General features: G+C 69.0%; 23 protein-coding genes. 10 read left to right on the top strand and 13 right to left on the bottom strand.

Annotation, left to right across the window (positions count from 1 at the left end):
* Positions 1 to 186: 186 nt before the first annotated feature.
* Both BLU09_RS00175 and BLU09_RS39750 read left to right on the top strand, forming a co-directional pair.
* Entirely contained in the window at positions 187 to 651 is a 465-nt protein-coding gene (locus tag BLU09_RS00175; protein WP_244171461.1) for a protein-tyrosine phosphatase family protein, read from the top strand.
* Positions 652 to 654: 3 nt separating this feature from the next.
* Complete coding sequence (locus BLU09_RS39750; protein ID WP_090484152.1) at positions 655 to 2,418, top strand: hypothetical protein; 1,764 nt, start codon at positions 655 to 657, stop codon at positions 2,416 to 2,418.
* 6 nt (positions 2,419 to 2,424) lie between these two features.
* Here the strand turns inward: BLU09_RS39750 and BLU09_RS00185 are convergent, their stop codons facing one another.
* Complete coding sequence (locus BLU09_RS00185; RefSeq protein ID WP_090484154.1) at positions 2,425 to 3,312, bottom strand: glycoside hydrolase 5 family protein; 888 nt, start codon at positions 3,310 to 3,312, stop codon at positions 2,425 to 2,427.
* Positions 3,309 to 4,046, bottom strand: coding sequence for a TIGR04290 family methyltransferase (locus BLU09_RS00190; protein ID WP_090484155.1), 738 nt, complete (start codon positions 4,044 to 4,046; stop codon positions 3,309 to 3,311). Before BLU09_RS00190 ends, BLU09_RS00185 begins: the two co-directional genes overlap by 4 nt.
* A gap of 127 nt (positions 4,047 to 4,173) precedes the next feature.
* On the opposite strand from BLU09_RS00190, the gene BLU09_RS00195 reads away from it, so the two are divergent.
* Positions 4,174 to 6,150, top strand: a complete 1,977-nt coding sequence (locus BLU09_RS00195; protein ID WP_090484156.1) for an APC family permease — start codon at positions 4,174 to 4,176, stop codon at positions 6,148 to 6,150.
* 44 nt (positions 6,151 to 6,194) lie between these two features.
* Here BLU09_RS00195 and BLU09_RS00200 read toward each other — a convergent pair whose 3' ends face one another.
* Together BLU09_RS00200 and BLU09_RS00205 are read right to left on the bottom strand one after the other, a co-directional pair.
* A complete protein-coding gene (locus BLU09_RS00200; protein ID WP_090484158.1) occupies positions 6,195 to 6,824 on the bottom strand; it encodes a GNAT family N-acetyltransferase in 630 nt (209 codons plus the stop codon).
* A 148-nt stretch (positions 6,825 to 6,972) separates the two neighbouring features.
* On the bottom strand, positions 6,973 to 9,573 hold the full coding sequence (locus BLU09_RS00205; protein ID WP_244171316.1) for a right-handed parallel beta-helix repeat-containing protein: 2,601 nt from the start codon (positions 9,571 to 9,573) through the stop codon (positions 6,973 to 6,975).
* A 456-nt stretch (positions 9,574 to 10,029) separates the two neighbouring features.
* Here BLU09_RS00205 and BLU09_RS00210 point away from each other — a divergent pair, with 456 nt between their 5' ends.
* From BLU09_RS00210 to BLU09_RS00220, 4 genes are all read left to right on the top strand, one after another.
* A complete protein-coding gene (locus tag BLU09_RS00210; protein ID WP_090484162.1) occupies positions 10,030 to 11,541 on the top strand; it encodes a right-handed parallel beta-helix repeat-containing protein in 1,512 nt (503 codons plus the stop codon).
* Positions 11,542 to 11,955: 414 nt separating this feature from the next.
* Positions 11,956 to 13,875, top strand: a complete 1,920-nt coding sequence (locus tag BLU09_RS00215) for a glycosyl hydrolase family 18 protein (protein ID WP_244171317.1) — start codon at positions 11,956 to 11,958, stop codon at positions 13,873 to 13,875.
* Between the two features lie 343 nt (positions 13,876 to 14,218).
* Positions 14,219 to 14,350, top strand: a complete 132-nt coding sequence (locus BLU09_RS39755; protein ID WP_261771456.1) for a hypothetical protein — start codon at positions 14,219 to 14,221, stop codon at positions 14,348 to 14,350.
* A gap of 153 nt (positions 14,351 to 14,503) precedes the next feature.
* The gene (locus BLU09_RS00220; protein ID WP_090484166.1) at positions 14,504 to 14,998 is read left to right on the top strand and encodes a hypothetical protein; all 495 of its coding nucleotides are present in this window, start codon (positions 14,504 to 14,506) and stop codon (positions 14,996 to 14,998) included.
* Between the two features lie 137 nt (positions 14,999 to 15,135).
* On the opposite strand, the gene BLU09_RS00225 is transcribed toward BLU09_RS00220, so the two are convergent.
* The 5 genes from BLU09_RS00225 to BLU09_RS00245 all read right to left on the bottom strand — a co-directional run bounded on the left by BLU09_RS00225 (position 15,136) and on the right by BLU09_RS00245 (position 20,042).
* Positions 15,136 to 15,684 carry an SMI1/KNR4 family protein gene (locus tag BLU09_RS00225; protein WP_090484168.1) on the bottom strand — a complete coding sequence of 183 codons (549 nt, stop codon included), beginning with the start codon at positions 15,682 to 15,684 and terminating at the stop codon, positions 15,136 to 15,138.
* 75 nt (positions 15,685 to 15,759) lie between these two features.
* Positions 15,760 to 16,371 carry a hypothetical protein gene (locus BLU09_RS00230; protein WP_090484170.1) on the bottom strand — a complete coding sequence of 204 codons (612 nt, stop codon included), beginning with the start codon at positions 16,369 to 16,371 and terminating at the stop codon, positions 15,760 to 15,762.
* Between the two features lie 88 nt (positions 16,372 to 16,459).
* Positions 16,460 to 17,881, bottom strand: a complete 1,422-nt coding sequence (locus tag BLU09_RS00235) for a M16 family metallopeptidase (protein ID WP_090484172.1) — start codon at positions 17,879 to 17,881, stop codon at positions 16,460 to 16,462.
* 12 nt (positions 17,882 to 17,893) lie between these two features.
* The gene (locus tag BLU09_RS00240) at positions 17,894 to 19,330 is read right to left on the bottom strand and encodes a M16 family metallopeptidase (protein WP_090484175.1); all 1,437 of its coding nucleotides are present in this window, start codon (positions 19,328 to 19,330) and stop codon (positions 17,894 to 17,896) included.
* Between the two features lie 127 nt (positions 19,331 to 19,457).
* Positions 19,458 to 20,042, bottom strand: coding sequence for a hypothetical protein (locus BLU09_RS00245; RefSeq protein WP_244171318.1), 585 nt, complete (start codon positions 20,040 to 20,042; stop codon positions 19,458 to 19,460).
* Positions 20,043 to 20,359: 317 nt separating this feature from the next.
* Between BLU09_RS00245 and BLU09_RS00250 the strand changes: the two genes are divergently transcribed.
* Both BLU09_RS00250 and BLU09_RS00255 read left to right on the top strand, forming a co-directional pair.
* Positions 20,360 to 20,578 carry a hypothetical protein gene (locus BLU09_RS00250; RefSeq protein ID WP_002639318.1) on the top strand — a complete coding sequence of 73 codons (219 nt, stop codon included), beginning with the start codon at positions 20,360 to 20,362 and terminating at the stop codon, positions 20,576 to 20,578.
* A complete protein-coding gene (locus BLU09_RS00255) occupies positions 20,575 to 21,468 on the top strand; it encodes a hypothetical protein (RefSeq protein WP_090484179.1) in 894 nt (297 codons plus the stop codon). The genes BLU09_RS00250 and BLU09_RS00255 overlap by 4 nt, the downstream gene beginning before the upstream one ends.
* 16 nt (positions 21,469 to 21,484) lie before the next feature.
* On the opposite strand, the gene BLU09_RS00260 is transcribed toward BLU09_RS00255, so the two are convergent.
* Positions 21,485 to 23,899, bottom strand: coding sequence for a DNA polymerase domain-containing protein (locus tag BLU09_RS00260; protein WP_090484181.1), 2,415 nt, complete (start codon positions 23,897 to 23,899; stop codon positions 21,485 to 21,487).
* A gap of 138 nt (positions 23,900 to 24,037) precedes the next feature.
* On the opposite strand from BLU09_RS00260, the gene BLU09_RS00265 reads away from it, so the two are divergent.
* Complete coding sequence (locus tag BLU09_RS00265; protein ID WP_090486903.1) at positions 24,038 to 24,682, top strand: helix-turn-helix transcriptional regulator; 645 nt, start codon at positions 24,038 to 24,040, stop codon at positions 24,680 to 24,682.
* A gap of 138 nt (positions 24,683 to 24,820) precedes the next feature.
* Here the strand turns inward: BLU09_RS00265 and BLU09_RS00270 are convergent, their stop codons facing one another.
* From BLU09_RS00270 to BLU09_RS00280, 3 genes are all read right to left on the bottom strand, one after another.
* Complete coding sequence (locus tag BLU09_RS00270) at positions 24,821 to 25,003, bottom strand: hypothetical protein (protein ID WP_011551729.1); 183 nt, start codon at positions 25,001 to 25,003, stop codon at positions 24,821 to 24,823.
* Positions 25,004 to 25,078: 75 nt separating this feature from the next.
* Complete coding sequence (locus BLU09_RS00275; protein ID WP_011551728.1) at positions 25,079 to 25,285, bottom strand: cold-shock protein; 207 nt, start codon at positions 25,283 to 25,285, stop codon at positions 25,079 to 25,081.
* A 351-nt stretch (positions 25,286 to 25,636) separates the two neighbouring features.
* Positions 25,637 to 26,281: a hypothetical protein gene (locus BLU09_RS00280; protein WP_090484184.1), complete on the bottom strand. Its 645-nt coding sequence runs from the start codon at positions 26,279 to 26,281 to the stop codon at positions 25,637 to 25,639.
* Positions 26,282 to 26,339 lie beyond the last annotated feature (58 nt).

Below are 26,339 nucleotides of genomic sequence, written 5' to 3' on the forward strand. Positions count from 1 at the left end.
GGGGGCCCGACGCGCGGAAGGGCCGCTTGCCCGGCCGCGCCGGACGTCGTCGTGGGAGCGCGGACACCTATCTTCCTTCTCGAAGGCTCAGGCGAAGAGGAGGCAGCCGTGCTGGGAAGGACACCGGAGTGGGCGCTCAACCTGGACGCCGTGACGCCGTCGCTCGCCGTGGGTGGACGCTATCCCATGGAGGCCGCGGCCTACCTCGCGGGACCGCTTGGCATCCGCTCCGTGGTGGACGTGCGGGTCGAGGACTGCGACGACGAGCGGGTGCTTCGCCAGCACGGCATCACCCTCCTCCACCTGCCCACGCAGGACATGCAGGCCATCCGGTTGCCCATGATTCACGACGGCGTGGCCTGGGTGCGGGCGCGGCTGGCGCGGCGGGAGAAGGTGCTCATCCACTGCGAGCACGGCATCGGGCGCAGCGCGCTGCTGGCGCTGTGCGTCCTCGTGGAGGGTGGCCTGCCCCCCTTGGAGGCGCTGTCGCTCGCCAAGGACCGCCGGAACCTCGTGTCACCGAGCCCCGAGCAGCTCACGGCCTTCATCGCGTACACACAAGCGCTGCGCGCATCACGCGAGGTGCCCTGGGAGGTGCCCGGGTTCGATGCGCTCGCGGCCATCGCCTACCGCCACCTGCGCCAGGGCTGAAGGATGCTCGTCTACGGGAGCGCCGTGAAGGACGCGTCACCCCGGGAGCTCCTGTCCGCGCTCCATGCGCGCCTGCGGCAATGGGAGGCGATGGCGCCGGGGTTGGACCGACATGCCGCGCTGGTCTCCCTGTTCATCGACTCCGGCTCGCTGGCGCAGGGCGTACTGGACCAAGACTTCGCGGAGCGGCGGCACGACGACCCCGGGCCGCTCGGCGCGGCGTGCGTCGCGCTGCCCTTCGTGCTCGCGCAGGCGCTCCAGCGTTCCTGGGAGACAGGCTTCGCGTCCGTGCCTCCAGTCCCCGCGGCCCCATTCCAAGCGCTGGGCCGGTTGCCGCTGCCGGAGCGCGTGGGCCTCTCCGTGCCCGAAGGCTACGCCTACCACGCGCTCTATCCCGAGCAGTACCTGGAGGCCGCGAAGGCGCTGCATCCTCCAGCGCCGCCCCTGGTGGTGGGCATCCGAGGCATCGGTGCGAGTCTTTCGTGCGCGGTGGCCGCCGCGATGAAGGCGCCGCCGCCCCTCACCGTCCGGCCCACGGGGCACCCGTACCAGCGCGTCTGCAGCCTGGGGCCCGGACTGGAGCGGGAGCTGCTGGCGCGCGCCGAGAACACGGACGTCGCCATCGTGGACGAAGGGCCCGGCCTGTCAGGGAGTTCCTTTGGCACGGTGGCGGACTTCCTGGAGGACCACGGCGTTTCAGCGCGGAGGCTGTGCTTCTTCCCCAGCCACGCGGGCGCCCCCGGCCCCATGGCCAGCGAGCGGCACCGGACCCGCTGGGCCCAGGCGCGGCGGCACCTGACGGAGTTCGACGCGCTGTTCCTCCAGCCGGGCGACGCCCGGTGCCTCCTGGCCCGTTGGTGCGAGGACCTCACGGGCCGGGCACACCGCCACCTGGAGGACCTGGGCGCGGGGACATGGCGGCGCCTGCTGTTTCCAGACGCCCGTGAATGGCCGCCGGTGCACGTCCAGCAGGAGCGGCGCAAATACCGGGTCACCACGCCGCGCGGCGTGTTCCTCCTCAAGTTCGCGGGCCTCGGAGGTTTTGGTGAACACCGGATGCTGCGTGCCCGGCAGCTTGCCCAGGCGGGCTTCACCCCACCGGTGGAGGGGCTGCGGCACGGCTTCCTGGTGCAACGGTGGATGGAGGACGCACGGCCGCTGTCCCGGGTGCCGGAGTACGGACGCCAGGCGATGGAGGCCCAGGTGGGCGGCTACCTCGGCTTCCGGGCCCGGCACTTTCCCGTGGATGCGCTGGAGCGAGGCGCGTCCGTGGCCGCACTGCTCGACATGGCCCGCTACAACACAGCGCAGGTCCTGGGTGAGGCGTCCTGTGCCCGCGAGTTCGATGGATGGAGCCGGCACCTGGGCACGCTCGCGCGAGAGGTCCGCCGCGTGGAGACGGACAACAAGCTCCAGCCGTGGGAGTGGCTGGTGCTGGCGGACGGGCGGCTGCTCAAGGCGGACGCGGTGGACCACCACGCCGGTCATGACCTGATTGGCTGCCAGGACGTGGCCTGGGACGTGGTGGGCGCCGCGGTGGAGCTGGGGTTCGACGCTCAGGCGGAGGCGCGGCTCGCCGAGCACGTGGCGAGGGCCAGCGGCCGTCCCGTCAGCGAAGGGCTGCGGGCGTTCTACAGGCCCTGCTATCTGGCCTTCCAGTTGGGCCACCACCTGCTGGCCGCCACCGCGCTGGCGGAGACAGCCCCCCAAGAAGCCAGCCGCTTGCGGCGCGCGGCGGAGCGCTACGCCGCCCTGCTGCGCGCCTGACGAGCGTCACTGCGCATACCGGCGCGTCATCCGCGCGCAGAAATCCGCGAACTCCTCCACCTGCTGGGGCGGACTCGTGTGGTGGTCCTTGAGGCCCCGGGAGCCGGGGGTGAAGCAGTACGTCAGCGTCACGTCGAAGCCGTCGAGCGCGCGCATCTGCCGGTCGAACCACGCCTCGGCGCCGGGCCGGTGGCTGTCTGCCCAGCTCAGGCCCGTGCGCAGCTTGCGGACGCCCATCTTTCGCAGCCAGGCCACGGCGTCATCCAGCCGGTGGTCCTCGAAGTGGAACCACTGGCAGATGCCCAGTTGGGGCGTGTAGTCCGCGAAGTGGCGCATGGCCCGCTTGGGCGTGCCGTCCTCGCGCAGCAGCCCCATGTAGAAGTGCCGGTAGTAGGACGAGCCCTCCGCCTCGCGGTGGCGTGTCGTCGCGGGCCAGGCCCTGGGCAGGTCGTAGAGGCTGTACCAGTGCACGCGGTCCACCTGGTCCAGCAGGAGCTCGGCGGTGCGACGCAGGCCGAACTCCTGCACCTCCTCAGCGCCGAAGGTGGACACCCCCACCTCCGTCACCCAGATAGGGTGACGTGACACGGCGCGAATCTCCGCCAGGCGTTCGGGCCATTCGTCGAGCTGCCAGTGGTTCCAGTCGAGCGGGAAGCCATGCACCGCGACGACGTCCACCTCATCCAGGGCGCCCTGCGCTTCCATGCGGCGCAGGAAGGACACGTCGATGGGCGCCATCCCCCCCAGCACGCGCGGCAGCCGGGGGTTCTCCGCGCGCACCGCGGCGCCCGCCAGCCGCACCATCCGGGAGAAGATGGCCCAGTCGGCATCCAGCCCGAAGTCCCAGTGCGACATGTTGTTGGGTTCATTCCACAGCTTCACCGCCTCAATCATTGGAGCACCTCCGGGCGCGTGCTGCGTCGGCACAGGTAGATTTCCCGGGCGGGCCGCTCGAGCAATTCGAAGCCGGCGGAGCGGAGCATGGCCTCCGTGCATGCCGCATTGGGCACCCACCAGTTGGTGGGGTCTCCGGCATAACGGCGTTCAATGAAGTGCAGCTTCGGGAAGTCCGGCCGGTCGAAGACGGCGTGCTCGGAGATGGGGTAGTCCGCCGCCACCGGCCCCACCTGGGCGCTGCCCCGCTCCATCGTCTGGAAGATGAGCAGGTCCCTCACGACGTGCTCATGGAGCAGGTCCAGCGCGAGCAAGGGATGGCGCAGGTGGTAGAGCACGCCCATGAAGAGCACGACATCGAACTTCTCGCCCAGCGCGCCCGCTTCGTACACGTCAAGCTGATGCAGGTCCACGTCCACCCCCAGCACCTGGGTGGCGAAACGGGCCTGGGCCAGGTAGCGCGCGTCGCTGTCGATGCCCACCACGCGGGCCGCGCCCCGCCGCTTCATTTCGATGCTGTAGAAGCCCCCGTTGCAGCCGATGTCGAGCACGGACTTGCCCGTCAAATCCCTGGGGAAGGCTCGCTGGAAGGTCCGCCAGAACACGGCCGGGAAGTCTCCCAGGGGATGCCGGGGCGCCGTCTGCACGCCGTGCAGGTCCAGGTTGTGGAACCAGTCACCCAACGAATGCACCTGGTGTTGAAGCTGCTCGGCCGTCAACTCGGACGGGGTCATGGCGCCTCCGTCATGCAGGGGGAATCCATGACGAGGGTGCGCAGCACGCAGGAACTTTCCAAGTCAGGCCGGGCGCAAGGCCCGTCGCCTGTCGAAGCCCCCGGAGACGCGGCACTACCTTTCAGGCATGTCCTTGTGGCGGGTCCTGTTCGGCAGGCCCATTCCGAACGAGCGAGCGGAAGAGGAGAGGATTGGTCCGCTGACAGGCATCCCCGTGCTCGGGCTGGACGCGCTGGCCTCCGCGGCCTACGGGCCCGAGGCCGCGCTCACCGCCATGCTCGTGCTGGGCAGCGCCGGGCCGCGGTACATCGGCCTGCTCACCGGCATCATCGTCGCGCTGCTGCTCGTGGTGCAGTTCTCCTACCGGCAGACCATCGCCGCGTATCCCGACGGCGGCGGCTCGTTCTCCGTGGCCCGCGCCAACCTGGGCGTGAAGCCCGCGCTGCTCGCGGCCTCCGCGCTGGCGTTGGATTACGTGCTCAACGTCGCGGTGGCCATTTCCGCTGGCGTGGGCGCGCTCGTCTCCGCCGTCCCCAGCCTGTTCCCCCACACCCTGCTCCTGTGCCTGGTGCTGCTCGGCTTCATCATGGTGGTGAACCTGCGAGGCGTCCGTACCGCGGGCTCGGCCTTCCTGCTGCCCACCTACCTGTTCGTCGGCTGCCTGGGCATCACCCTGCTCATCGGCATCTGGAAGGTGCTCACGTCCAATGGCAGCCCCGTGCCCGTCGTCGCCCCGCCCCGGCTCCCGGAGAGCACGGCCATGGCGAGCCTCTGGCTGTTGATGCATGCCTTCGCGAACGGCTGCACGGCGATGACGGGCATCGAGGCCGTCAGCAACGGCGTGCCCATCTTCCGCGAACCCCGCGTCCGCAACGCGCGCCGGACGTTGCTGGGCATCGTGAGCATCCTGGTGATGCTGCTCTGCGGCGTGGCGTGGATGAGCCACGCCTATGACATTGGCGCGACCGCGCCGGGCCAGGCCGGCTACCAGAGCGTGCTGTCCCAGGTCGTGGCCGCCGTCACCGGGCGCGGCGTCTTCTACTACGTGACGCTGGCGGCCATCGTCTGCGTGCTCTGCCTGTCCGCCAACACGAGCTTCGCGGACTTCCCTCGCCTGTGCCGCGCGCTGGCGCTCGACAGCAACCTGCCTCCGGCCTTCGCCCACGTGGGCCAGCGCCTCGTGTATTCCACGGGCATCGTCACCCTGTCCCTGCTGGCCGCCGTGCTGCTGGTGGTGTTCAACGGCGTGACGGACCACCTCATCCCGCTGTTCGCGGTGGGGGCGCTGTCCGCCTTCACCCTGTCCCAGCTCGGCATGGTCATGCACTGGCGGCGCATGGGCGGACGCGGCACGCGGCGGTTCCAGTGGGTGAATGGCGTGGGCGCGGCCTGCACCGCCCTGGCGCTGGCCGTGGTGGCGACGGCCAAGTTTGAAGAGGGCGCCTGGCTGACCGTCGTCTTCATTCCCCTGACCTACGCGCTGCTCCGGACCTCCCGGCGCCACGCCGAGCGCATCCACGCCGCCACCGAGACGCCCCACCCCATCCCCGTGCAGCCGCTCGCCGCGCCCGTGGTGGTGGTGCCCCTCCGTCGCCTGGACCGGGTGGCGCAGAAGGGCCTGCGGCTGGCCCTGTCCATGTCCCCGGATGTGTACGCCGTGCAGGTCCGAGGACAACCGGACGCCCAGGAGCAGTTGGTGCAGCGCTGGGAGTGGCAGGTGGCCGCGCCCCTTCGGAAGGCCGGACGGCCGGTGCCACGACTGGACGTGCTCGTGCCGACCTACCGCCAGGTCGTGGACCCGCTGCTGGGCTACGTCCACAAGCTCGCCGCGGAGCATCCGGGCCGGTTCATCGCGGTGCTGGTGCCAGAGCTCGTCGAGCGCCGCTGGCACCACTTCATCATCCCCAGCCACACCGCCACGCTGTTGAAGATGATGCTCCTGGTTCGCGGAGGGCCCCACATCGTCGTCATCAACACGCCCTGGTACCTGCGCGAGCCGTCGAGCCGGAAGAGACGCCTCAGACGAGGTTCTTCATGCGGACGGCCAGGTTCGGGCCGCTGCTCCCCAGCGGGTGGGCGTCTTGATTCGCCCGCCCGCGAATGAACCGTTGGAAGGAGCGCGAGGACCAGGCCCCCTGAGCAGAGGGACTACAGCAGCTTCTGCCCCAGCACGTCGAACGCTTCCAGGTCGCTCGCGGCGGCGGGGCTGGCCCGGTAGTCCTCCGCCAGGAGGGTCCAGAGCATCACGTCGCGCCACGAGCCGTCAGCGGCCTGGAGGCGCTGCCGCAAGGTGCCTTCGTGGGTGAAGCCCAGCTTGCGGGCCACCGCGACGCTCGGCACGTTGAGCGGGTCGCAGTGAATCTCCACCCGGCGCAGGCCATCCAGCTCGAACGCGACCCGGACGAGCGCCGCCGCCACCTCGGTCGCGAGCCCCTGACCGGTGTGCTGGGCCGCAATCCAATACCCTATCTCCCGGCCCCCCTCGCCCACACGAGGATGCAGCCCGCAGCCGCCCAGGACCTCCGTCCCACCCCGGTCGAACACGGCATAGGTGAAGTCCTGTCCCAGGTCGAAGGTTCCGCGAAAGCGCCGCAGGACGGCGGCCTGCTGCTCCACGCTGATGGGGTAGTGCCGCGCCCAGTCCAACCAGGGGCGCAGGTGGTCGAGGCTGGCGTCGATGGCGCGGAGCGCACGCGCGGCGTCAGCGGGTGACCAGCAGCGGAGCAGGGTTCGTGCGGTCTGGAGGGTGTAGGCGGGCCCGAAGGGAGTCGGAGTCATGACGAACCAGTGGAAGTGGAAGTGACTTTGGCCCCTTCCATCCCACGGAGTCTACGACAGAGACCGAAGCCAGACAGGTCCGGGGCCACGAGCAACGCGACGGCCACGGCCATGGCTTTATTCAATGCCTCGACGCACTCCGTCCCGTCTAACGCACCACGTGCATCTGAGAGGCACTCACCCCGTCGCCTCGCACCCGAACCTCCAGGGCGCCTGACTGTTCCGCGCGGAAATAGAACACCGCTTCCTGCTGCGGTCCCTCCAGGGCCATGGCGCCGCTGCCATTCAGAGGCACCACGGCCTGCGTACACGCCGCGTCCCGGAAGAAGGTCACCCCGCCAACGTTCCCCTGCGCCTCCACCAGCAGCAGGGTCGAAGCCAGGGCGGACAGGTTGCCCATGGCGTCCTGGCTCTGCACCACCAACGCCTCGGAGCACGCACCCGCCGCCACGTCTTGCGGGGGCGTCAGGAAGGCCACCTGCGCCGCCGCGCCCGCCACCACGTCCACGTCGAAGGTGGCGCCCGGCAGGGTCTCCCTGGCATAGCCCGCGCCGCTGATGCGGTTGCGGCTGATGACGTTGGCCCCGCCCAGGTCGGAGATGGCCGCCTGATACGGCACGCCGTTCGCCACCACGTCATGGCTCAACGTGTTCTCCACCACGAGCAACCGTGAGGATTGCGCCAGCGGCCCGCCATCCGCCTCCGCTTGCGACAGGTCGATGCCAATGTCGTTCGCCTCCAGCGTGTTGCCCTGGATGAGGACGTCCTCGCACACCGGACCATTGTAGTAGGCCCCACCTGCGACGAGGATGCCGGCCGCCACATAGCCTGTCCCCGTATAGATGTTGCCGGTGACGCGGTTGCCCAGCACCTGTCCCGTGGCGCCGAAGCTCAACTGGATGCCATTCCTGGCGATGACGGCCGACGGACCGCCGCCCTCCACCACGTTGTCCTCCACGGCCACGTCCACCCGGCCCGAGGCCACGATGCCCCCCTTCTGGTAGCCCACGGCGTGGTTGCGCAGGACCTCCACCTGGACCACGCGGGACGCGTCCTGGGCGTTTCGTACCTCGATGGCCACGCCCTCCTGGCAGCCGCCCTCGCCCGCGCCCTGGTGCAGCGCGCGCACCTCGCTATCGGTGATGGAACCACTCGCCCCGGTGAAGCGGATGCCACTCAAGCCGGCCTCGCCCGCATCACACGGCAGGTCCGACAGGCCGCGCGCCGCCACCGTCACGTCGTGGACGTGGGCCGTGTCTCCCCGGTTGCGGAGCACGGCGCCCTGGAAGTGGCCGCCTTCGGGGTCCACCGCAGTCACCACGTGCCCGGCGCCGTCGAAGGTGACTCCGTCCGGGATGTACAGCGTGCCCTCCGTCGTGCAGTCCGCCGTCAAGGTCACGCGGCCGTTCTCCCACCGGGCGGAGCAGGGAGGAAACGCCCCACAGCGCCGGTCGTCCCAACGAATCCGGAATACGTGCGTCGCGCTCATCCCCGAGACATTCGTGACGGTGAGCCGCACGGAGGGCTCCACGCCCGCCGGGACACAGGACAGCGCGGACCAGGGCACCTCGCTCCGCGTCCCGTCCTGGGTGGCGGTTCCCAGGAGGCCGGTGTTCGCGGACCACTGGAAGGTGAGCGCCTCGCCGCGCGGATCCTCCGCCACCGCCTGGAGCAGGACGGGCTCCGCGCTCACGGCCTCCGGCCGCGACTGGGCCGTGGAGACGATGATGGGCGGCAGCCGCTGCACCACGCACACGGCGACCGAGCCCACGTGCTCACCGCCTCGGCCATCCCGCATCGTGACGTGGAACTGGCACGCGCCACAGGCCCCCGAGGGCGGCGTGGACGGCGTGAAGCGAGGCGACCGCGCGCTCGCGTCATCGAAGGTGCCTTCGCAACTGGCCGTCCATGCGTAGGTGAGCGTGTCTCCGTCTTCGTCCCAGCCTTCCGCTTGCAGTTGGAGGGCGTCTCCATACGGGACCTCGCCAGAAGGAAGGGAGCCCAGCTCCACCATCAACGGCCAGCGATTGAAGGCGGCCACGCTGTCCGCTCCGAAGCCATGGTCCCGGGCCACTCGCACGGGGAAGTCCAGCGTGGCCCCCTGGCCCACCGCGTTCGTCACCTGGAGCGTCAAGGTCACGAAGCCGGACGCCTCTGGCGCCGTCCAGACGGGCGCCACGGCGCTGGCGTCGCTGAAGCTTCCAGCCGAGGCCCGCCAGGCATACGTGAGCGCCCCATCCCCGGACGCGGACTCCGCCACCGCGCGCAGCGCCACCTGCCCTTCGGGCCGGACCTCCGCCAACGAGCCCACCACCGCGTCGATGAAAGGCGCTCCGGGCACGCCGGAACTGGGGGCTCGCGGGACCAGGACGACCAGCGCCGTCCGGTGCGCGCCTATCACCACGTTCTGGACGTCGATGTGCGCCAGGACCTCACCGCCATCGCCGCGGACGGTCGCACTCGCCTCAGCCGCTCGCCCGGAGGCAATCTGCCGTACCAGCCCCTGCCACAGGCCGTCGCCGCCAGAGAGCACCGCGCCCGCTCCTTCTCCTTCCGCGGGCGTGAGCGTGGCACGGACCTCCGTGACGGGCCCGGGCGTCAGCGTGCGCGGCAGCACCACCATCACCCGCGCCGACGCGGAGGGCTCCAGTTGGATGGGCAGCGGGTCCTCCAGGTGACACCCCGCGGTGACGAGCAGCAACAACACGCCCGCGAGGCGCCAGGGGTTCTGCGTGTCCAAGAACGTCATGACGGCATCCTCCGGCGGGAAAGGAATTCGAAACGTTACCGGGAGCTTCCCGGCGGCGCGAGGCCCCTGCCTCCCATGCAACGCGTCAGCCGACCTTCCGGGGAGCCCCCCTGCGGGGCACCCTCCCGTCAACTGCGCGACGTGGACACTGACGGCACCGCGTCAAGCGTTGCCAGGGCCTGTCCCCCATGCTCGAGCGGCCCGGCCGAAGGCTCCGCCCCAGGGCCACGCCCTGGTCCGGCGCGCGGTTCCTGGGGCGTCATCCTACCTTTGCCCCACCCGCGTTCCGTCGCGCGCCAATCACATCCACCCCCTGCTGGACATCTCACCTGGACCCGAGCAGGGGCGACTGTCCACATCCAGCGCCATCACCATCCGTGGAGTCCATATGACGCTGCACGACTTCACACTATCCAGTCCCTCTCACTGAGCACGCGCTCAGAGAGAGGAGCGTTCATGAGTCGAAATCGATGGCGATGTTTCGGAAGCCTTCTGGTTGGAACCCTGTCACTGCCAGTCGTGGGGTGCTCGGGCGAGGAACCCAGTCATGAAGAGGTCCACAGCAGCCCCAGTGAAGACCTCCACACGGCAGCGCTGAGCACGGAGGCCCCCCAAGAGGGCTTCCAGGACCTCACCTGCGGGTACATTCCCTGCCCTGTCTTCCAGAACGGAAACGTTCTGACGCTGGCGGGCAACTGCGCCACCTACTCCACCCTGCTCATTCCGGATGGATACGTCCTGGATGGGGCAGGGCACTTCATCATGGCGCTGGACCCTCCGGGAGACCGCTTCAAGGGCGCCATCGCGCGCAACTGCGGCGGCAGCGCGTTCTACATGAACCTCAGGCTCATGTTGAATGAGCTCTCGGACGTCTGCGACACGGGAGAGGACGCGCTCGTCGGCATCCGGTTCGACAGTGCGACGGGCTCCGTCATCAACACCCAGATTTTCAACATCCGCCAGGGAGACGGAACCGGCGGCTGCCAGGAGGGCACTGGCATCCTGATTCGCAACCAGGACCCGTTGAGCCCGACGCAACACGTCGGTGTCCAGAACAATCTCCTGCTCGGATACCAGAAGGCCGGCGTCGTGGCGGTTGGCAATGTCGTGGTGGACATCACCAACAACCGGCTGGTGGGCGCCGGTCCCATCGGCAACGTCGCCCAGTCCGGAATCCAGATCGGGCTCGGGGCCACCGGACACATCGTCAACAACCTCATCTCCGGGCACTCCTACACCGGAGAGGGCGTCGCCAGCGGAATCCTCGTCTACGGTGGGCCGATGTATGGGGGCCCGTTTTCCACGGACGTCCTCATTCAAGGCAACCAACTCTTCAACAACGACATCGGCGTCTACCTGTCCCAGGGCAACGCGGATCAAAGCCCTCCGGCGGTGCTGACGAACATCCAGGTCGTGGACAATACGCTCCACTTCGACGGGGTGACGAATGGCTACGTCTACCAAGCCGGAATCTCGGACCTGGGAACTGGCAATGTCATTCACTCCAACGTCATCACCGGCGCGGGGTATGACCCGGCCACCCTCCCTGGCTCCACCTTCGCCGTGGATGTGCTCGCAGGTCCGGCAGCGAGCCTCGCCTTCCTCAATCCCCCTCGGCAGGTCCCAGTGGGCCTCTGCTCCGGCCCGCTCATCGTCCAGACCCAGGACGTGAGCGGGAACCTGGCCGTGCCCGCCATGACGGGCTTCAACATCACCTCAGCGGGCCCGGCCTCCCCCGGCATCCAGTTCTACACCGACCCCGCCTGCGCGGGCCCCGCGGTGACGACGCTCGACCTGGGGAACCCCCAGGCCCAGGGCCGCTTCTACTTCCGAGCCACCACGCCGGGCAGCGTCACCGTCTTCGTCTGGAATTCGAACTGGACACAAGGCCAGACGCAGCAGGTCTTCATCCCCCTGGAATCGGCGCAACCGCCCGCCGGCGCCCTCCGGGTGGAGCCGCAACACTGACGTGATGCCCGGGTGGCCAGAAGGCGTGCCCACGCGCTGGCCACCCGGGCCGCTGGCAGCAATAGACATACAAATACAACTCACCATCAATACATCCCGGAACGAGGCGACCGCGCCTGGCCCTGTTCGAAAGCAGTGGCTGCGCTGGGCCGACTGAGGGAATGTCACCGCATCCCTGGTCCCGCGAGGCGCCTGTCCGGCGCTCGGATGCGGAATCCGAGACACCTCCCAGATAAATAAATCCCCACTGTCACATTGACAGTGATTGAGGCGACCTTGGGGAGGGCTTTGCCATGAAGGGCTCCTCCCCCAGGTTGCCCGAGGCCCGTCAATCTCAGTCAGGCAGCGAGACCGTGTAGCACGGCTCACCGAGAGTGAGCGAGGAATTCCGACGGGCCTCGACAGGAGAAGCGAATGAACCGGTTGGTCGTATGGTTGGTTTCATGGATGGCCATGGTCCTGGCTTCTGGCGGCAGCACGGCGTGGGCCGCCCAGGCGGAAGCAAGGCCTCCCGCGGCAGTGGTTGACGGGAACGAAGGCGAGCCCCCCGAGCTGGTCCCCGTCACGACGAGTTGGATCTACCGCGATGCCATGGAAGCACCGTGGCAGGACTACTCCTGGGCCCCCCACTCGCTCACCAACACCTCCCCTGTCGCGGCGGGGCGCTACTCCATCTCCGTGACGATGCGCGCCTGGGAGGCGCTGTATTTCAATACATCGCCGATCACCTCGAACGCGGGCATGACGCTCACCCTGCGCGTCCATGGCGGGACGGGCGGCAACAACGCGGTGGTGCTGACCCGGGCCGTGGTGAATGGCGCCTTCACGCCTGGCACCGAGCTGGGGCCGTACTGCACCGGAGGCCGCATCCGCGCCAACACCTGGGTGACGTGCACCGTTCCCATCTCCCTCCTGGCGCCGCAGGGGGCACGGCTGACGGGCCTGGCTCTCCAGGAAGGCCGGGGACTGAGCCTGCCCACGCTCTACTTCGACGAGCTGGGCGTGCGTGGCATGGCCGCGCCGCCTCCCCCCGTGGAGGTGGCCATCACCCCCACCTCCGCTACGGTTCCGGCCGGGGGGACGCAGGCCTTCACGGCCACGGTGACGGGCAGCACCAACACGGCGGTGACGTGGTCCGTGCAGGAGGGCGCGGCGGGAGGCACCGTCACGCAGGCGGGCCTGTACACCGCTCCGGCCATCGCGGGCACCTACCACGTGGTCGCGACGAGCCAGGCCGACCCCACGAAGTCGGCGGTGGCCACCGTCACCGTCCCGAACACGCCCCCGCCGCCGAGCGGTACGTGGGTGTCGGGTTACTACACCGGCTGGAACGCCGACATGTACCCGCCGGAGAAGGTGGACTTCTCCGCGCTCACGCACATCCTCGTCGGCCGCGTCACTCCCAATCCGGATGGGACGGTGAACACCCAGTTCGACAACTCGAATGGCCCGGCCATCGCGCGGACGCTGTCCACGCGGGCGCACGCGGCCGGACGCAAGGCCATCATCATGGTGGGCGGCGCGGGTGAACACGACGGCTGGGTCGGCGCGGCGTCCAACGCGAACCGCGCCCAGTTCGTCCAGAACCTGCTCAACGCGATGGATACCTTTGGCTATGACGGCCTGGATATCGACTGGGAGCCGGTGGAACAGGCGGACAAGCCGGCGTTGCTCGCGCTGATACAGGCGCTGCGCGCGGCCCGGCCGCAGATGCTGCTCACCATGCCCATCGGCTGGGTCAACAGCAACTTCCCCGAGGATGCGGACCCGTGGTTCACCAACCTGGTCCCCTACCTGGACCAGATGAACGTGATGACCTACGAGATGACGGGCCCCTGGGGCGGCTGGCTGTCCTGGTACACCTCCGCGCTCACGGGCGAGGCGGGCAACCACCCCACGTCCGTATCCTCCAGCCTCAGCGCCTGGGCCAACGCGGGCATCCCCAAGAGCAAGCTGGGCATGGGCATCCCGTTCTATGGCATGGCGTGGCGGAACATCACCGGCCCGTATCAGCCGTACACGGACTGGTCCGACTACGTGGGCAGCGACAATTCCTTCACATACAGCAAGATTCTCCAGCTGTCGGCGACGGGCGTCTACCACTGGGACGAGGCGGCGAAGGCCAGCTACGTCACCTTCGACGTCCCCGTGGAGGACGGCACGGTGCGGTGGATTTCGTATGACTCACCCCAAACCATTGCCGCCAAGGGCGCCTTCGCCCATGACAACGGATACGGAGGCACCATCATCTGGACCATCAACCAGGGATGCACCGACCCACAGACCGGCGCCAATCCGCTGCTAGACGCGGTGAAGAGCGCCTTCCTGCCATGACCTGGAGAGTGCAAGGGACCGCGCTGTGCACGCAGCGCGGCCCATGACTCCACAAGAAATGCCCTACCTGGGGTGTCAAGACGCCCCCCGTGTGAAACAACGGCCCCAGCCGACACGCGCGGGCATTCACCAGACACCATGACGCCTGTTCCCGGGGGCGCGAGCGCCGTGCTCACCTGCCCCCGCGACGGGGACACGAATCTTCCCACCGACACCCTTGGAACGGCACCCCGCTTGCTCATGGCTGCCCACGATGAATGCGTGACTGTCTACAGCGGGCATCGCGAGCGCCAGGGCAGCACATGGGGGCAGAAAGAGCGCGGTGGCGGAGTCGCTCAGGGGCTTGGGCAACGACACAAATGACGGCGTTCGCACGCTGGTGGGCGACAAGAAGGCGCGCTGCGTCGGCACCGCGAACCCGATGAATCTCCATCCGGACGGCGGCTGGGAGCTCCTCCAGCTGAAGAAGGACTGAGGCGGCCCTCCCCGGCCGAGGCCCTGGCCCACAAAGCCTGGGCTTCGGCCGGGGTGCCAGGACTGGAGAATTCCTATCGAAGTGCAGTCAAGACTCCGTGTCAGCCCATGGGGAGTGGATTCACAAACGTGGAGGACGGACTAAATAGGCCGCATGACCCTCTCCTCCCCGTTTTCCGTTGCCGCCCTGAGCCTGTCTTTTCTTGCGCCGATGTCTGCCCTGGCGTCCGGGGGCACCATCGCCAACTCGTATGTGGACGTCTCCGCCTACCTGACGTCGGAGGCGGACATCGAGGCGTGGTACCAGCTCCGGGCCTCGCTGAAGCAGAACTTCGATGACATCTGTGGCGACACGTTCTGCGAGGGCGAATACAGCAACATCGAGTCGCTGCGCTTCCGCTGCTCCGTGAATGCCCTGACGGGCCGGCTGGGCCAGTGCGTCTGGGTCTTCGCCGCCAGCAACGAGGAAGTCGACCCGGCGACGGGCGCGGTGACGGTGGATGCGCGGACCTGGGCCTGCCAGGCGCCTGTCGCCCCGCGCACCACGATTCAGGAGTTCCTGACGGCGCTCGCGGGCACGTCTCCGCTCTACGCCACGCTGCCGCGCACCCAGACCACCCTCTACGAAGGTCTGGGCAACTGCCTCTGAGTCACGGCGACGCGGAGTCCGAGGGCGCCCCGTCACAGAGGGGGCGCTCACCGGGGCATCGGTCAAGATGCAGCGCTTGCGGACGATTCAGCCTGTCAGTCGTCCCACGCTGACAGGCGCATCCGCCCGGCGCGGGATTACTCGTTCGCGTAGGTCTCGATGAAATCGTCGATGACGGTGACGATGTGCGTCGAGAAGTCCCGGAAGTGATGGGCGTGCTTCGTGCCCAGCAACGGAGGGAGCCCGAAGGTCTCGTCGTGGTTGTAGGCGACGACACCGAGCTCGCCTTCCGGCGTGCGGTCACGCGGATTGAAGCACCAGAAGTTCTCCACCGCGTCGTCATCCTTTCGCTGGAAGAACAGCGCCTCGTTGATGGCGTCCGCCACATCGGAGTCGTCGCCATCCACCGCGTCCGACGGGTCCGGCGCGGCCGCGCGCAGGAAGCCTGGCTCCTCCATGCCAATGAGCTCCTGCCCGCCGTACAGCACCTTGAAGGTGCCGTGCGTGCGGATGAAATGCACGTAGCTGGGAGGCAATTGCAGCTTGTACTTCTTCTCCAGATGCGCCACCGCCTCGGCGGTCACGGGCTCGGAGAACTCCACGGACATGTCCTCCTTCTCCTCCACGAAGGACTTGAGCCGCTCCACCGCTTCCGCCACCGGGCTCTCACTCGACGTCTTCGCCATGCGAACTCCAACCACGAACCAGGACGAGCCCTGGTACACGCACGGTAGCGCGTTGCCGCGCGCAGTCCATGGCGCTCAACGCAGCAGTGGCCGCTTGCGGAGAAGCCGCTTCGCGACATCTTCGTAGGACCAGCTTCCGTCCTTGCTCACCACGTCCGCGCTCAGCAGCTTCGTCAGCTCCGGACCGATGACACTGCTGTGTCCGACCAGGCGGTGGTCCGCCCGCACGTCATCCACGGCATCGAAGCGGTCATCCGCCACGACGATTCTCGCCTTCAGAGAATCCGCGTAGGTCGAATAGTCGTTGTAGTAGGTCCACGCCACCTCCTGCACGGTGATGGGGCCCAGCGACACCAGTTCGCCGTGGAAGAGCAGGTTCTTCGCGGAGAGCGCGCCGCCCGTGAAGAGCAGCGCGTAGTCGAAGCCCTCGTGGATGATGTTGCCCTCCACCACCAGGTCGCCCGCGACGAGCAGCCGGGACTGGTCCTCCAGGACGAGGTTGCCCTTCACCACGACGCGTGACGCTTCCAGGACACGGTCATCGCCCTCGGAGAGCTTCAGGTCTTTGGACACCACCTCCGTGGCACCGGAGTTCGTCAGCTTCGCCTTGAGCGCGGCCCGCTTCGCCAGGGTGCCGCAGCGCGTGTGGAGCGAGCTTTTCTTGAGCAGGTCATCGAGCAGGGACATGGCCACGTATCAAGGCACGGTGAACCTGGACGCTCAATGCTCAAACCTGGAAGGCGGAGGCCCACGATGGCCCCCGCCCTCCCGGGACCTACTTCAGCGCGGGGGACACGACCTTCAGCTGCGGCGCCACCACCTTCTGGTCGCCCACGACGATGAAGGTCATCGCCTCACGCGTCAGCATCTTCGCGGCCAGCTGCTGCACCTGCTCCGGCGTGACGGCCATCACCGCCTGCACGTAGTTCTGCGAGTACGAATCCGGCAGGCCGTGCAGGTCCACGAAGCGGAGCTGGTAGATGATGCCGTTGCGCGACGCGTTCTGGAGCAGGAAGGAGCCCGCCAGGTAGCTCTGGACAGCGCTCAGCTCGTCCGCGGGCGGCGGCGTCTTGCGCAGGGTGGCCACCTCCTTGAGGATCTCCTTCAACGACTCGCCGGTGACCGCCGTCGTCACGTCCGCGTTCTGCACCCAGTAGGCGTCCTCCAGGTGCGTGGACACCTCGCTGTAGGGCGAATACGTGTAGCCCTTCGCCTCGCGGATGTTCGCGGTGATGCGCGAGCTGAAGTAGCCACCGAGCAGCGTGTTCATCACCGTCTGCTTGACGTAGTCCGGGCTGGAGGGCGGCAGGCCCTTCACCGCCACGCGCACCGTGGACTGCACCGAGCCAGGGCGGTCGATGAACTGGACCGCCTTCGCCACCTTCTGCTTGGGCACGTTCTTGAGCCGCGCCGCGCCGGCCTTCCAGCCGGTGAACGCGTCCCGGATGGCCTTCTCCACCGGCGCCGGCTCGAACCGGCCGACGACGTACAGCCGCGCCCGGGCCGCGCCGATGTTGGCGTCGTAGTGCGCGCGGACGGCCTCCGGCGTGTAGCCCTTGAGCTGGGCCTCCGGCGGGAAGTAGCGGCCATACGGGTGGTCACCGTAGAGCGACTGGAGCAGCCGCTCGTCGGCGAGCGTGCCCGGCCGGCTCTTGTAGATGGCCATCTCCCGCACGAGGTCGCCCTTGACGCGCTCGACCTCCGCCGGCGGGAAGGCCGGGTTCTGGATGACGTCCGCGATGAGGGCCACGGCGTCCGGCGCCGACTCGGAGAGGACCTCCAGACCGACGTAGGTCTGGTCCATCGTCGTGCCGATGTTGAGCGAACCACCGAGCTGCGCGGCCGCCTGGGCAATCTGCTCCGCGGAACGGGTCGTGGTGCCCTCCGACAGCAGCTTGCCGGTCAGGTCCGCCAGCCACGTCTCCGTGGCCTTCTCGTGGATGTTGCCGGTGTCGATGGCCAACTGGATGGCGACCTTCGGCATGTCGCCATAGGGCAGCAGCGAGACTTCCAGCCCGTTGTCGAGCTTGAACTGCGTGCGGACGGGGACCTTGAAGGGCTTGGGCGCGGCGGCGGCCGGAGGCGCTTCCTTGGTAGGCGCCGGGGCGGGAGCGGCCGCGAAGGCAGGCGCGGACAGCATCCCGAGCACCATCAGCGCGGGCGCGACAAGGCGGGTGCGAATTGAGTGCGTGGTCATGGGTGCGTGTCCTCAGGGGGCCTGCGTCTGGGTGGCGGTCGCCGCGGCGGGCGTCACCGTCAGCACGGTGCGGTTCTCACGGCGCAGATACTCCTTCGCCGTCTTCTGGATGAGCTCCGGCGTCACCTTCATCAGCTCCGACTCCAGCCGGTTGATGCGCGCCGGGTCGTCGAAGAAGAGCGCGAAGGACGCCAGCAGGTCCGCGCGGCCGAAGCCGAACAAGCCCTCCAGTTGGCCATACAGCCGCGAGCGCGCCTTCACCCGCGCCCGCTCCAGCGTCGCCGCGTCGATGGGCTGGTTCTGCAGCTGCGCCACCACGCCGTCGAACTCCGCGAGGATGGTCTCCGTCGTCGTGTCCGCGTCATGGAACAGGTACGCGGTCCACTGCATGGGGCCGTTGTAGTTCCAGTGGTTGCCCAGCTGGTTCACCCCACCGGCGACCTCGCCCGTCAGGCCCTTCTTCTGCACGAGCTGCTGGTAGAGCGCGCTGTCGTTGCCGCGCAGGAGGACCTCGTCGACCAGCGCCATGGCGAAGTACTCGGGCGTCCCCACGTCGGGCATGTGGTAGCCCACCGCGAGCGCCGGACGCTGCGCCAGCTTGTCCTGCTTGTCGTGGCGCTTCTCCTTCGTCTGGCGAGGCTCGGAGATGTCCGGCTTCGACGGCTGCGCCACGGTGGGCAGCGGCCCGAAGTACTTTTGAATCCAGCCCTTCACCTGGTCCGGCTCGAAGTCACCGACGATGACCAGCGCCGCGTTGCTGGGCGCGTAGTACGTCTTGAAGAAGGCGCGCACGTCCTCCAGCGAGGCGGCCTCCAGGTCCTTCAAGTCGCCGTAGAAGTTGTGGGCGTTGTACCAGTTGGTGTTCGCCACCTGCGGCATGTCCAGCCACGGGAAGCCGCCATAAGGCTGGTTGAGGACGTTGACCTTCACCTCGTTCGTCACCACGCCCTGCTGGTTCTTCAGGTTCTCCTCCGTCACGTCGAGCCCGCGCATGCGGTCGGCCTCGGCCCAGAGGATGGGCTCCAGCGCGTTGGAGGGGATGACTTCAAAGTAGTTGGTGAAGTCGAAGCGGGTGGAGCCGTTGAGCACGCCGCCGTTCTTCTGGATGAGGCGGATGAACTCCATCTTCCCGAGGTTCGTCGAGCCCTGGAACATCATGTGCTCGAACAGGTGCGCGAACCCGGTGCGGTCCTTCGGCTCGATGCGGAAGCCGATGTTGTAATAGACGGCGACGACGGCCTTGGGCGCCGAGCTGTCGCGCGAGAGGACCACCTTCAAGCCGTTGTCGAGCTTGTAGTAGTCCACGGGGACCTGAAGCTTCGGCTGTTCCGCGGGCGCTTCCACCTTCGCCGCTTCGACGGCGGGCGGTGTCTCCGGCTTCTGGGCTTCCTGCGTGGTCGCGCAGCCGGTGAACGCGGCCAGTGCTACCGCTCCGAATACTTTCCTCATCGGACCTCCCCTGGATGACCTGGCATCTCGTCGAATGACGGAGCCACTACGGCGCTGTGCGCCTTCCGATTGCCAAAGATTCAGGGTCCCGGCAACCCGAACGCACCGCAAGGGGAGGTCTGTTGTCCTACGCCACGAGGAATGGCGCGGCGCAGTAGGCGCAAACCACCTTGTCCCCCGGCTGGACGGCCTCCGCGCTCACGGGGGCATCACACGAAGGACAACGCCGGGCGACGTTCTTCCCCCGCTCCAAAGCTTCGCGGTGAAGGTAAACGCGCGAGTCGGCGAGATAGACGAGGTCCACCTCGTGACGGGCGATGAGCGTGGTGAGCATCGCCGCGACCTCCTCCTCCGGGAACCGGAGCTGCTCGGCCACGTCACTGACGCGGATGCGCGTCTGCGCGCGGATGAAGCCCAGCAGCTGCTCGCGGCGGCGCGCGGCCCGGAAGGGAGACAGCCCCTTCTTCCACGCGAAGCGGCCCACGGCGAAGAACACCGCCGCGACCAGCAGGATGCCCACGCCATCCGCGGTCGTCTTCCCCTCGTCCGGAGAGACGCTTTGCACGGCGCCCACCATCACGCCCAGCGCGCCGACGAAGACGAGGTTCGCCCCCCACAGGGCCACCAGGGCCCCCAGCCCCATCTTGAGCCAGTCCCAGTACCTCCGCGGCGCGGGCGCTGGCACGGCATGCGGACGGGGGGCGGCTGTCACGGAGGGCGGCGGGGCATCACGAAGATGTGGGGCGTTCATGGGTTCTCGCGGAACGAGCCGGCGCATTCTAGGGGGCGCCCCCGGCGCGTCACCTCCGGGAAAAACTGTCAGCACCGCAGCTCCCGCCCGCAGGGCCCGGCTCAGGTCCATGTTCTCAAAGAAAAACCTGTATAACGAGAGGGATTCCGCATGGCCAGACAGGGTGTGCCCCTCGTGTGCGGGCTGGAATCTGCCTACGCTCCAGGTTTCCACCAGGAGGTGGCGCGATTCTCCCTTCGACCTCCCAGACCTCCCCCGCCGGCTGGCACGACACGCTCGTGCGGCACCTGGAACCACTCCTCGGCGGGTTCACCGCGAAGATGGCCATCCAGACCGCCGCCCTGCGGACCCTCAAGCGGCCCCCCGAGCAACTCAAGCGAGAAGACCTCCCGCAGTTGCTCGAAGGCCTCAAGCCCATGCTGAACACCTTCATCGGCGCCCTGCACGCGAAGGTCATCCTGGCGGAGATTTCCGCCTCCTTGGAGAAGCTGCGATGAGCACTCAGTCGACGGGCCGCGCGGCCGGGAGCATCGTGCCCTGGTTCGGCGCGGTGCTCGTGCTCCAGTTGGCGCACGCCTTCGCGGCGGCCTCCGCGCTGGACGCGCAGCATTCGCTCGCGCTCGTGCATGACGTCGCGGGCTGGGGCAGCGGCGTGCTGGCCGTACTCGGGACGCTGGCGGCGGCCCGTTCGTTCGTCCAGGGTGACTACCTGCGCAAGGTGTGGGGCGGCCTGGCCGCCGGCGCGCTCCTGTCGCTGGTCAGCACCGCGCTGCGCAGCTACTGGCTCCACGCGGTGCCGGACGTGCCCTTCACCCAGTCACCGCTGCTGCCCGTCCGAATGCTCGTCGTCGTGCTCGCGAACGTCAGCACGACGTACGCGCTCATCCTGCTGGCGATGACGTACCGGCAGTCCGGACTCCAGCCGCCGTCGAGCGCCCGCTCCAACGCGCTGTGGGTGGGAACGGCCGTGGCCGCGCTGGCCGTGGGCGTGCCCGTGCTGGCCACCGAGGTCCGCCACCTGGGCACGGACGCCATCAGCACCATGTCCGCCGTCATCAGCCTGGCGTCGACGCTGGCCGACATGACGACCATCCTGCTGGTGGCCCCCATCCTGGGCGTCGCGTACATGCTGCGCGGCGGACGGCTGGCCTGGGTGTGGTGGGCCATGGGCATCTCCGGCGCCATGTGGCTCTTCTACGACGCCCGCATGTGGCTGGGGCCCCTGCTGCCCGGAGACGCGGCGCAGAACGCGGAGCTGCTCCGTACGCTGCGCACGTCGGGCCTGGTGCTCCTGGGACTCGCGGGCTGGCTGCAGCGCACCGCCCTGGCGCCGCAGCAGGTCCCCGCGGCCGAGTCCTCCGCCCAGACGCACGCCGGGGTGTCCTGAGCCATCCCGCGCGCGGCTACGCCCCCTCCGGCGCGGCCGGCGGCTCCGTCAGCACCGTGAGAATGGGCTTCGCGTCCTCGAGCGAGGGCGCGAAGAGGGAGGGCTGACCAGGGTCGTCGAACACCGTCCGGAAGTCCTCCGGCGTCAGCGCGCGCACCAGCCGCGCGGCGAACGTCTCTCGCAGGAGCCGCACGTAGTACTCCACGTCGTAGTCGCGCGGGTCCTCCTCGCGTGACAGGGGCCGCGCCGTGCCCGGGTCATCCGCCTCCGGAATGGGGAGCAGACCCGCCCGGCCGCCCACGGCGCGGTAGACGCGGACCTGCTCACCCAAGGGCCATTCCTTCCGGCCGCTGGCCAGCATGGCCTCGTAGGGGAGCTCGCGCCGGCGGGGCCGGAGGGCGAGGTACTGGGCGCCCGTCTTCGTCAGGCGGACGTGCGCGCAGACCTCCGGCGTGGGCAGCTCCCGGCGGCGCAGGGCCATCACCGTCGCGACGTACACCTCACGCACGCCCGGGATGTCTCCCGCCAGGAGACAGCGCAGCGCGCGGCGCAGGAAGGCCTCGCCGAAGGGCTCCGCGCGGCTGGAGCGGAAGGCCACGCCCCGGAGCACCAACGGTCCGTCATACGGCTGGAGCGCGTAGTTCTTCGGTTCGTGCGACAACATGGCGGCGTAGCGCCCGTCGAACTCCAACTGCACGCGGGGCGGGAGCAGCGCGGCGACCTCCGAGACGACCCGGCGCTCGTCGGCCTCCCGCCAGTCCTCCGGGACGGCGAAGTACACGCCGTCCGTGTCCGCCTCCAGCAGCGTGACGCCCCGGCGAGCCAGCTCCCGGCAGAGGAGGCCGAGCACCTCGCGGCCCTGGCGCGTCACCTCGTTGGCCGCGTGCACGTCCGAGAAGCGCGTGAGCCCCACCGCGCCCAGATAGCCGTAGGCGGAGTTGACGACGATTTTCATCGCCGCCGACAGCGCCTCGTTCGTGAAGCGCTCCTGCGAGCCAGGCGCCGCGACACGCGCCCTGCCCTTCGCCGCCAACCGCTGGTCCACCAGGCGGTCCACCAACGCCAGCAGCACGCCCAGCCGGTCCCGCTTGGGGCCAATCCGGTACTGGCGCATCAGGGAGGGATAGAGGCTGGCGACGTCCGCCTTCACGATGCGCCGGGCCACGCCCGTGGCGAACAGGTGGAGCGCCGCGCCGCTGTGCGACGTGCCATCCCCCTCCTGGTGCGAGGGCAGCGCCGCGCCCTCCCGGAGATAGGCCCGGACGAGCAGCGGGTCCAACACGCCGGTGGCCGGCCCCGCGTCCGCCAGCCGCTCGTAGCGGCGGGGCGCCATGCGCGCGAGCGCGAAGGCCGCGCCCCCGAGCATCCTCGCGAGGCCGCCCGCCTCCGTCACGTCATCACGCGCATAGCGCCGCACGCGCGCCGGGTCCGTGCGGAAGACGTCATACACGCGGGCACCGGGGATGTGCTCGCGCTCGGGCCCCGCCAGACCCAGGTGCTTCGCGACGGCCTTGAGGCCATGGCCCGGCAAATCCCTCGTGGAGAAGTCATGCCGCAGCACCGCGTCCAGCGTGTCGATGAACTCACGGCCGGGCACGGTGTAGCGCGCGCGGCGCATCGCATCCGGAGGCGCGCCGGGCACGGGCCGCCCCAGCGCGGCCCCCCTGGCGGACGGGCGGTGCCGCAAGCCCGGTGCCCCCGCGCGCCCCAGCGCCAATGACACACCCAGGTGTCTGGCTCGCCGCGCGAGGAACGGCAGGTCGAAGCCGTGCAGGTTGTGGTTCTCGATGACGTCGGGGTCCCAGGCGCGCACGCGCTCCGCCAGGTGGTAGAGCAGGTCCGCCTCCGCCGAGTCGTCATCCCCCTGGGCTTCGAGTGTCTCCGTCGCGCCGTCCGGGCCTCGCAGCGCCACCAGGAAGACGCGGTGGTGCGCCGGGTCCAACCCGGTGGTCTCCAGGTCGAACTGCATGCGGCGCAGCGCATCGAAGGCGAGGTCGCGGAAATACGTGCGGCCCGACATCGTGAGGTACTGCTCCTCCGGAGGCAGCGCCAGCACCGTGTTCGCGCCCAGCTCCTTCAGGTGACTCACCGGCTGGCCCAGGCGACGTGAGGCGCCTTCCAGCACCGCGCTGGTGAGCGCGCGGCCGTCATCTCCGCGGACCAGGTAGCGCAACGCCCCGGGCCCTTCGAGCTCCTGCCACGTCACCCGGTAGCGCGCGGGGCCATCCGACTCCGGACGCAGCCGAGGCCCCAGGTGCGCCAGGTCCTCCAGGGACGCGAGCAGCAGCCACGGGCGGAAGCGCACGTCCTCGCGAAGCAGCTCCCCCGTCTTCGGGACGCGGCGCCAGACGAAGGCGCGGCCGTCGGGCTCCGCCCACACGGAGACGATGCCCGGCGTGGGGTCCCAGCCCCAGAGCCACTCGTCCTCCATGGAGTCCCTCCGGGCGGAAGTGCCGCGAACGCGCGCGATGCAAGCCGCTCGCGGCGTGGGATGCAAGGCACGTTGCTCCAGGGACATCACGTCAGCTTGAGGGAGGGGAGTGACAGTGGTATGTCAGGTTTCCTCTCCATGCAGCGCACCGAGCGTCTCTTCGCCCTCGCCGAATACCTCCGGGGCCGCCGTACCGGTGTCACGGCGGAAGTGCTCGCCGAGCGGTTCGGCGTCACGGTGCGGACCATCTACCGGGACCTGGATTCGCTGCGCGCCTCGTCGATGCCGGTGTCCGCCGAGCGCGGCCGTGGCGGTGGCTACGCGTTGGATCGCAGCTACAGCCTGCCGCCGGTGAACTTCACCGCGCGCGAGGCGGCGCTCATCGTCGCGCTGGGGCGCTTCGCCATCGACATGCGGCTGATGCCCTTCGCGGGCACGCTGGAGTCGGCGCTGGACAAGGTGCGCGCGGCGCTCTCCACCTCCGCCCAGCGCGAGCTGCTCACCCGGCTGAGGGAGTTGGCGTTCATCGGCGTGCCGTCACTGCCGAGCAAGAAGCCCGTCCGGGAAGCATTGGAGCGGGCGTGGTTCGAACAGCAGCCGTTGCGCATCACCTACGTCGACAGCAACTTCCTGGAGACGGTCCGCGACGTGCGGGTGATGTCCGTCATCATGAACCGGCATGAGACACGCGTCGACGGGGAGGACCTCACCACCGGGGAGCGCCGCCACTTCCGCCTGGACCACATCACCCGCGCCGAGGTGCTGCGCGCCGCCGGACCGTGAAGGCGGCCCAGGAGCGCTGGCTGCGTTGACGTGAGGGGAAGTGGATACTGCGTCCTCCCGGGGGCGGAGGCGCCGTCCCGGAAGGTTGCCCTGGGCACCACTGACGACGTGGCAAGCCCAGGCGGCACGATACTGGGCTCAAATCTCCAGCGGCGGCTGGGGACCGGGGATGATGTCCGCGATATCGGGGTCGACCTCACCCGGCTGGCGCGGCCCGCGCTCGGACTTGACCTTCTTGCGCTCCTCGCGCTTCGCGTTCTTCTCCTGCTGGTGCTGCTTGCGCGCCTGCTCTTTCTGGCGCTTCGTGGATCTGCCTTGCATTGAGCCTCCCTCGCTGAAAACAAAAGCCCGGCCTCGCAGTGAGGAGACCGGGCTGATGGTGCTGAGCCTGAGCTCTCAGCCGACGACGCGGACGTTCTCGGCCTGGAGGCCCTTGGGGCCCTTCCGGGTCTCGAACTCCACCTTCTGGCCTTCGGCCAGGGTACGGAAGCCATCCGTCTGGATGGCGGTGTGGTGGCAGAACACGTCGGCCCCACCGTCGTCCTGGGCGATGAAGCCAAAGCCCTTCGCGTCGTTGAACCATTTCACGGTGCCAGTTGCCATGTTTCTTCTTCTTTCTGCGTGCGGCGCGAGACCGCAGCCCGTCCCATAGAGCGAGACAGGCAGCCTCTAGCCTGTCGAGGGGCCAATGTCGAATGTGGAAGGCCCCGAATCTCCACCGGCTGTTCGCCGCGTGAAGGAAACGTGGCGTAGAACCGAAGAATTCCAGCCCCTTGACTCGTGGCACCACGCCCCGAAAATCGTCTGACGCCCCTTCATCGCCGGACGTTCCTTCAATGTGGGGGCGCCCGCGGCCCCTGGGGAGCGCCCTGGAGGGCACATTCCTGGACACCACTGGCCCCCCGCCCTCCCGGAACGAGGAGCAGCCAGGCGCTGATTTCCTGGCCTGACCCGCTAGGCGCCGGGGGGCGTGCGCGGAAGTTCCGTGCCAAACACCACCTGGAGCAGGTCCATGAGCCCGGGCCAGGCCTCGGCGGCCAGCCACAAGCCCTCGGACTGATGCTCGGCGGTCATGGCCAGGGAGGCCGAGTCGAACAGCCGGGCGGGCAGCACGCCCTCTTCGGGCAACGGCCCTTCCACTTGTAACACCTGACCATCCCAACGAATGCCGGGCGGCAGCAGCCGCTCCGCCAACACCCGCATCGCGGCCCGGCCCGCCCCCGCGCGAAGCACGCCCATCATCAGCGACGACGCCGTGCGGGACTCCTCCAGCTCCACCACGCCGGGCGTCTTCAACCACAGCCGGTAGCGCCCGGAGGCCAGCTCCACGCGCTCCAGCGCCGTCTCCACGCGCAGCTTCCAGCCGTGCACGGAGAAGCGGATGTCATAGACGTTCTCCCGCGAGGACCACTCCCGCAGCTCGAAGTTCTTCAGCCGGGCCAGCAGCTGACTCACCACGGTCTCCACGCGCGCATGCGACAGGCGCACCCGCCTGCGGCTCACGTCCACCGCCATGTCGTTGGAGAGCGCATTCGGCAATCGCTTCGCCCACTCCCGCGCCCCTTCCAGCATCTTCGCCGCCAGCGACTGACCCGACATCCGTGTCCTCCCGTGACGCCGCCTCCCTGGGCCCGGGGGCCTCGTACCGGCGGCCCAG

It is taken from the genome of Myxococcus virescens, assembly GCF_900101905.1.
GTDB lineage: Bacteria > Myxococcota > Myxococcia > Myxococcales > Myxococcaceae > Myxococcus > Myxococcus virescens.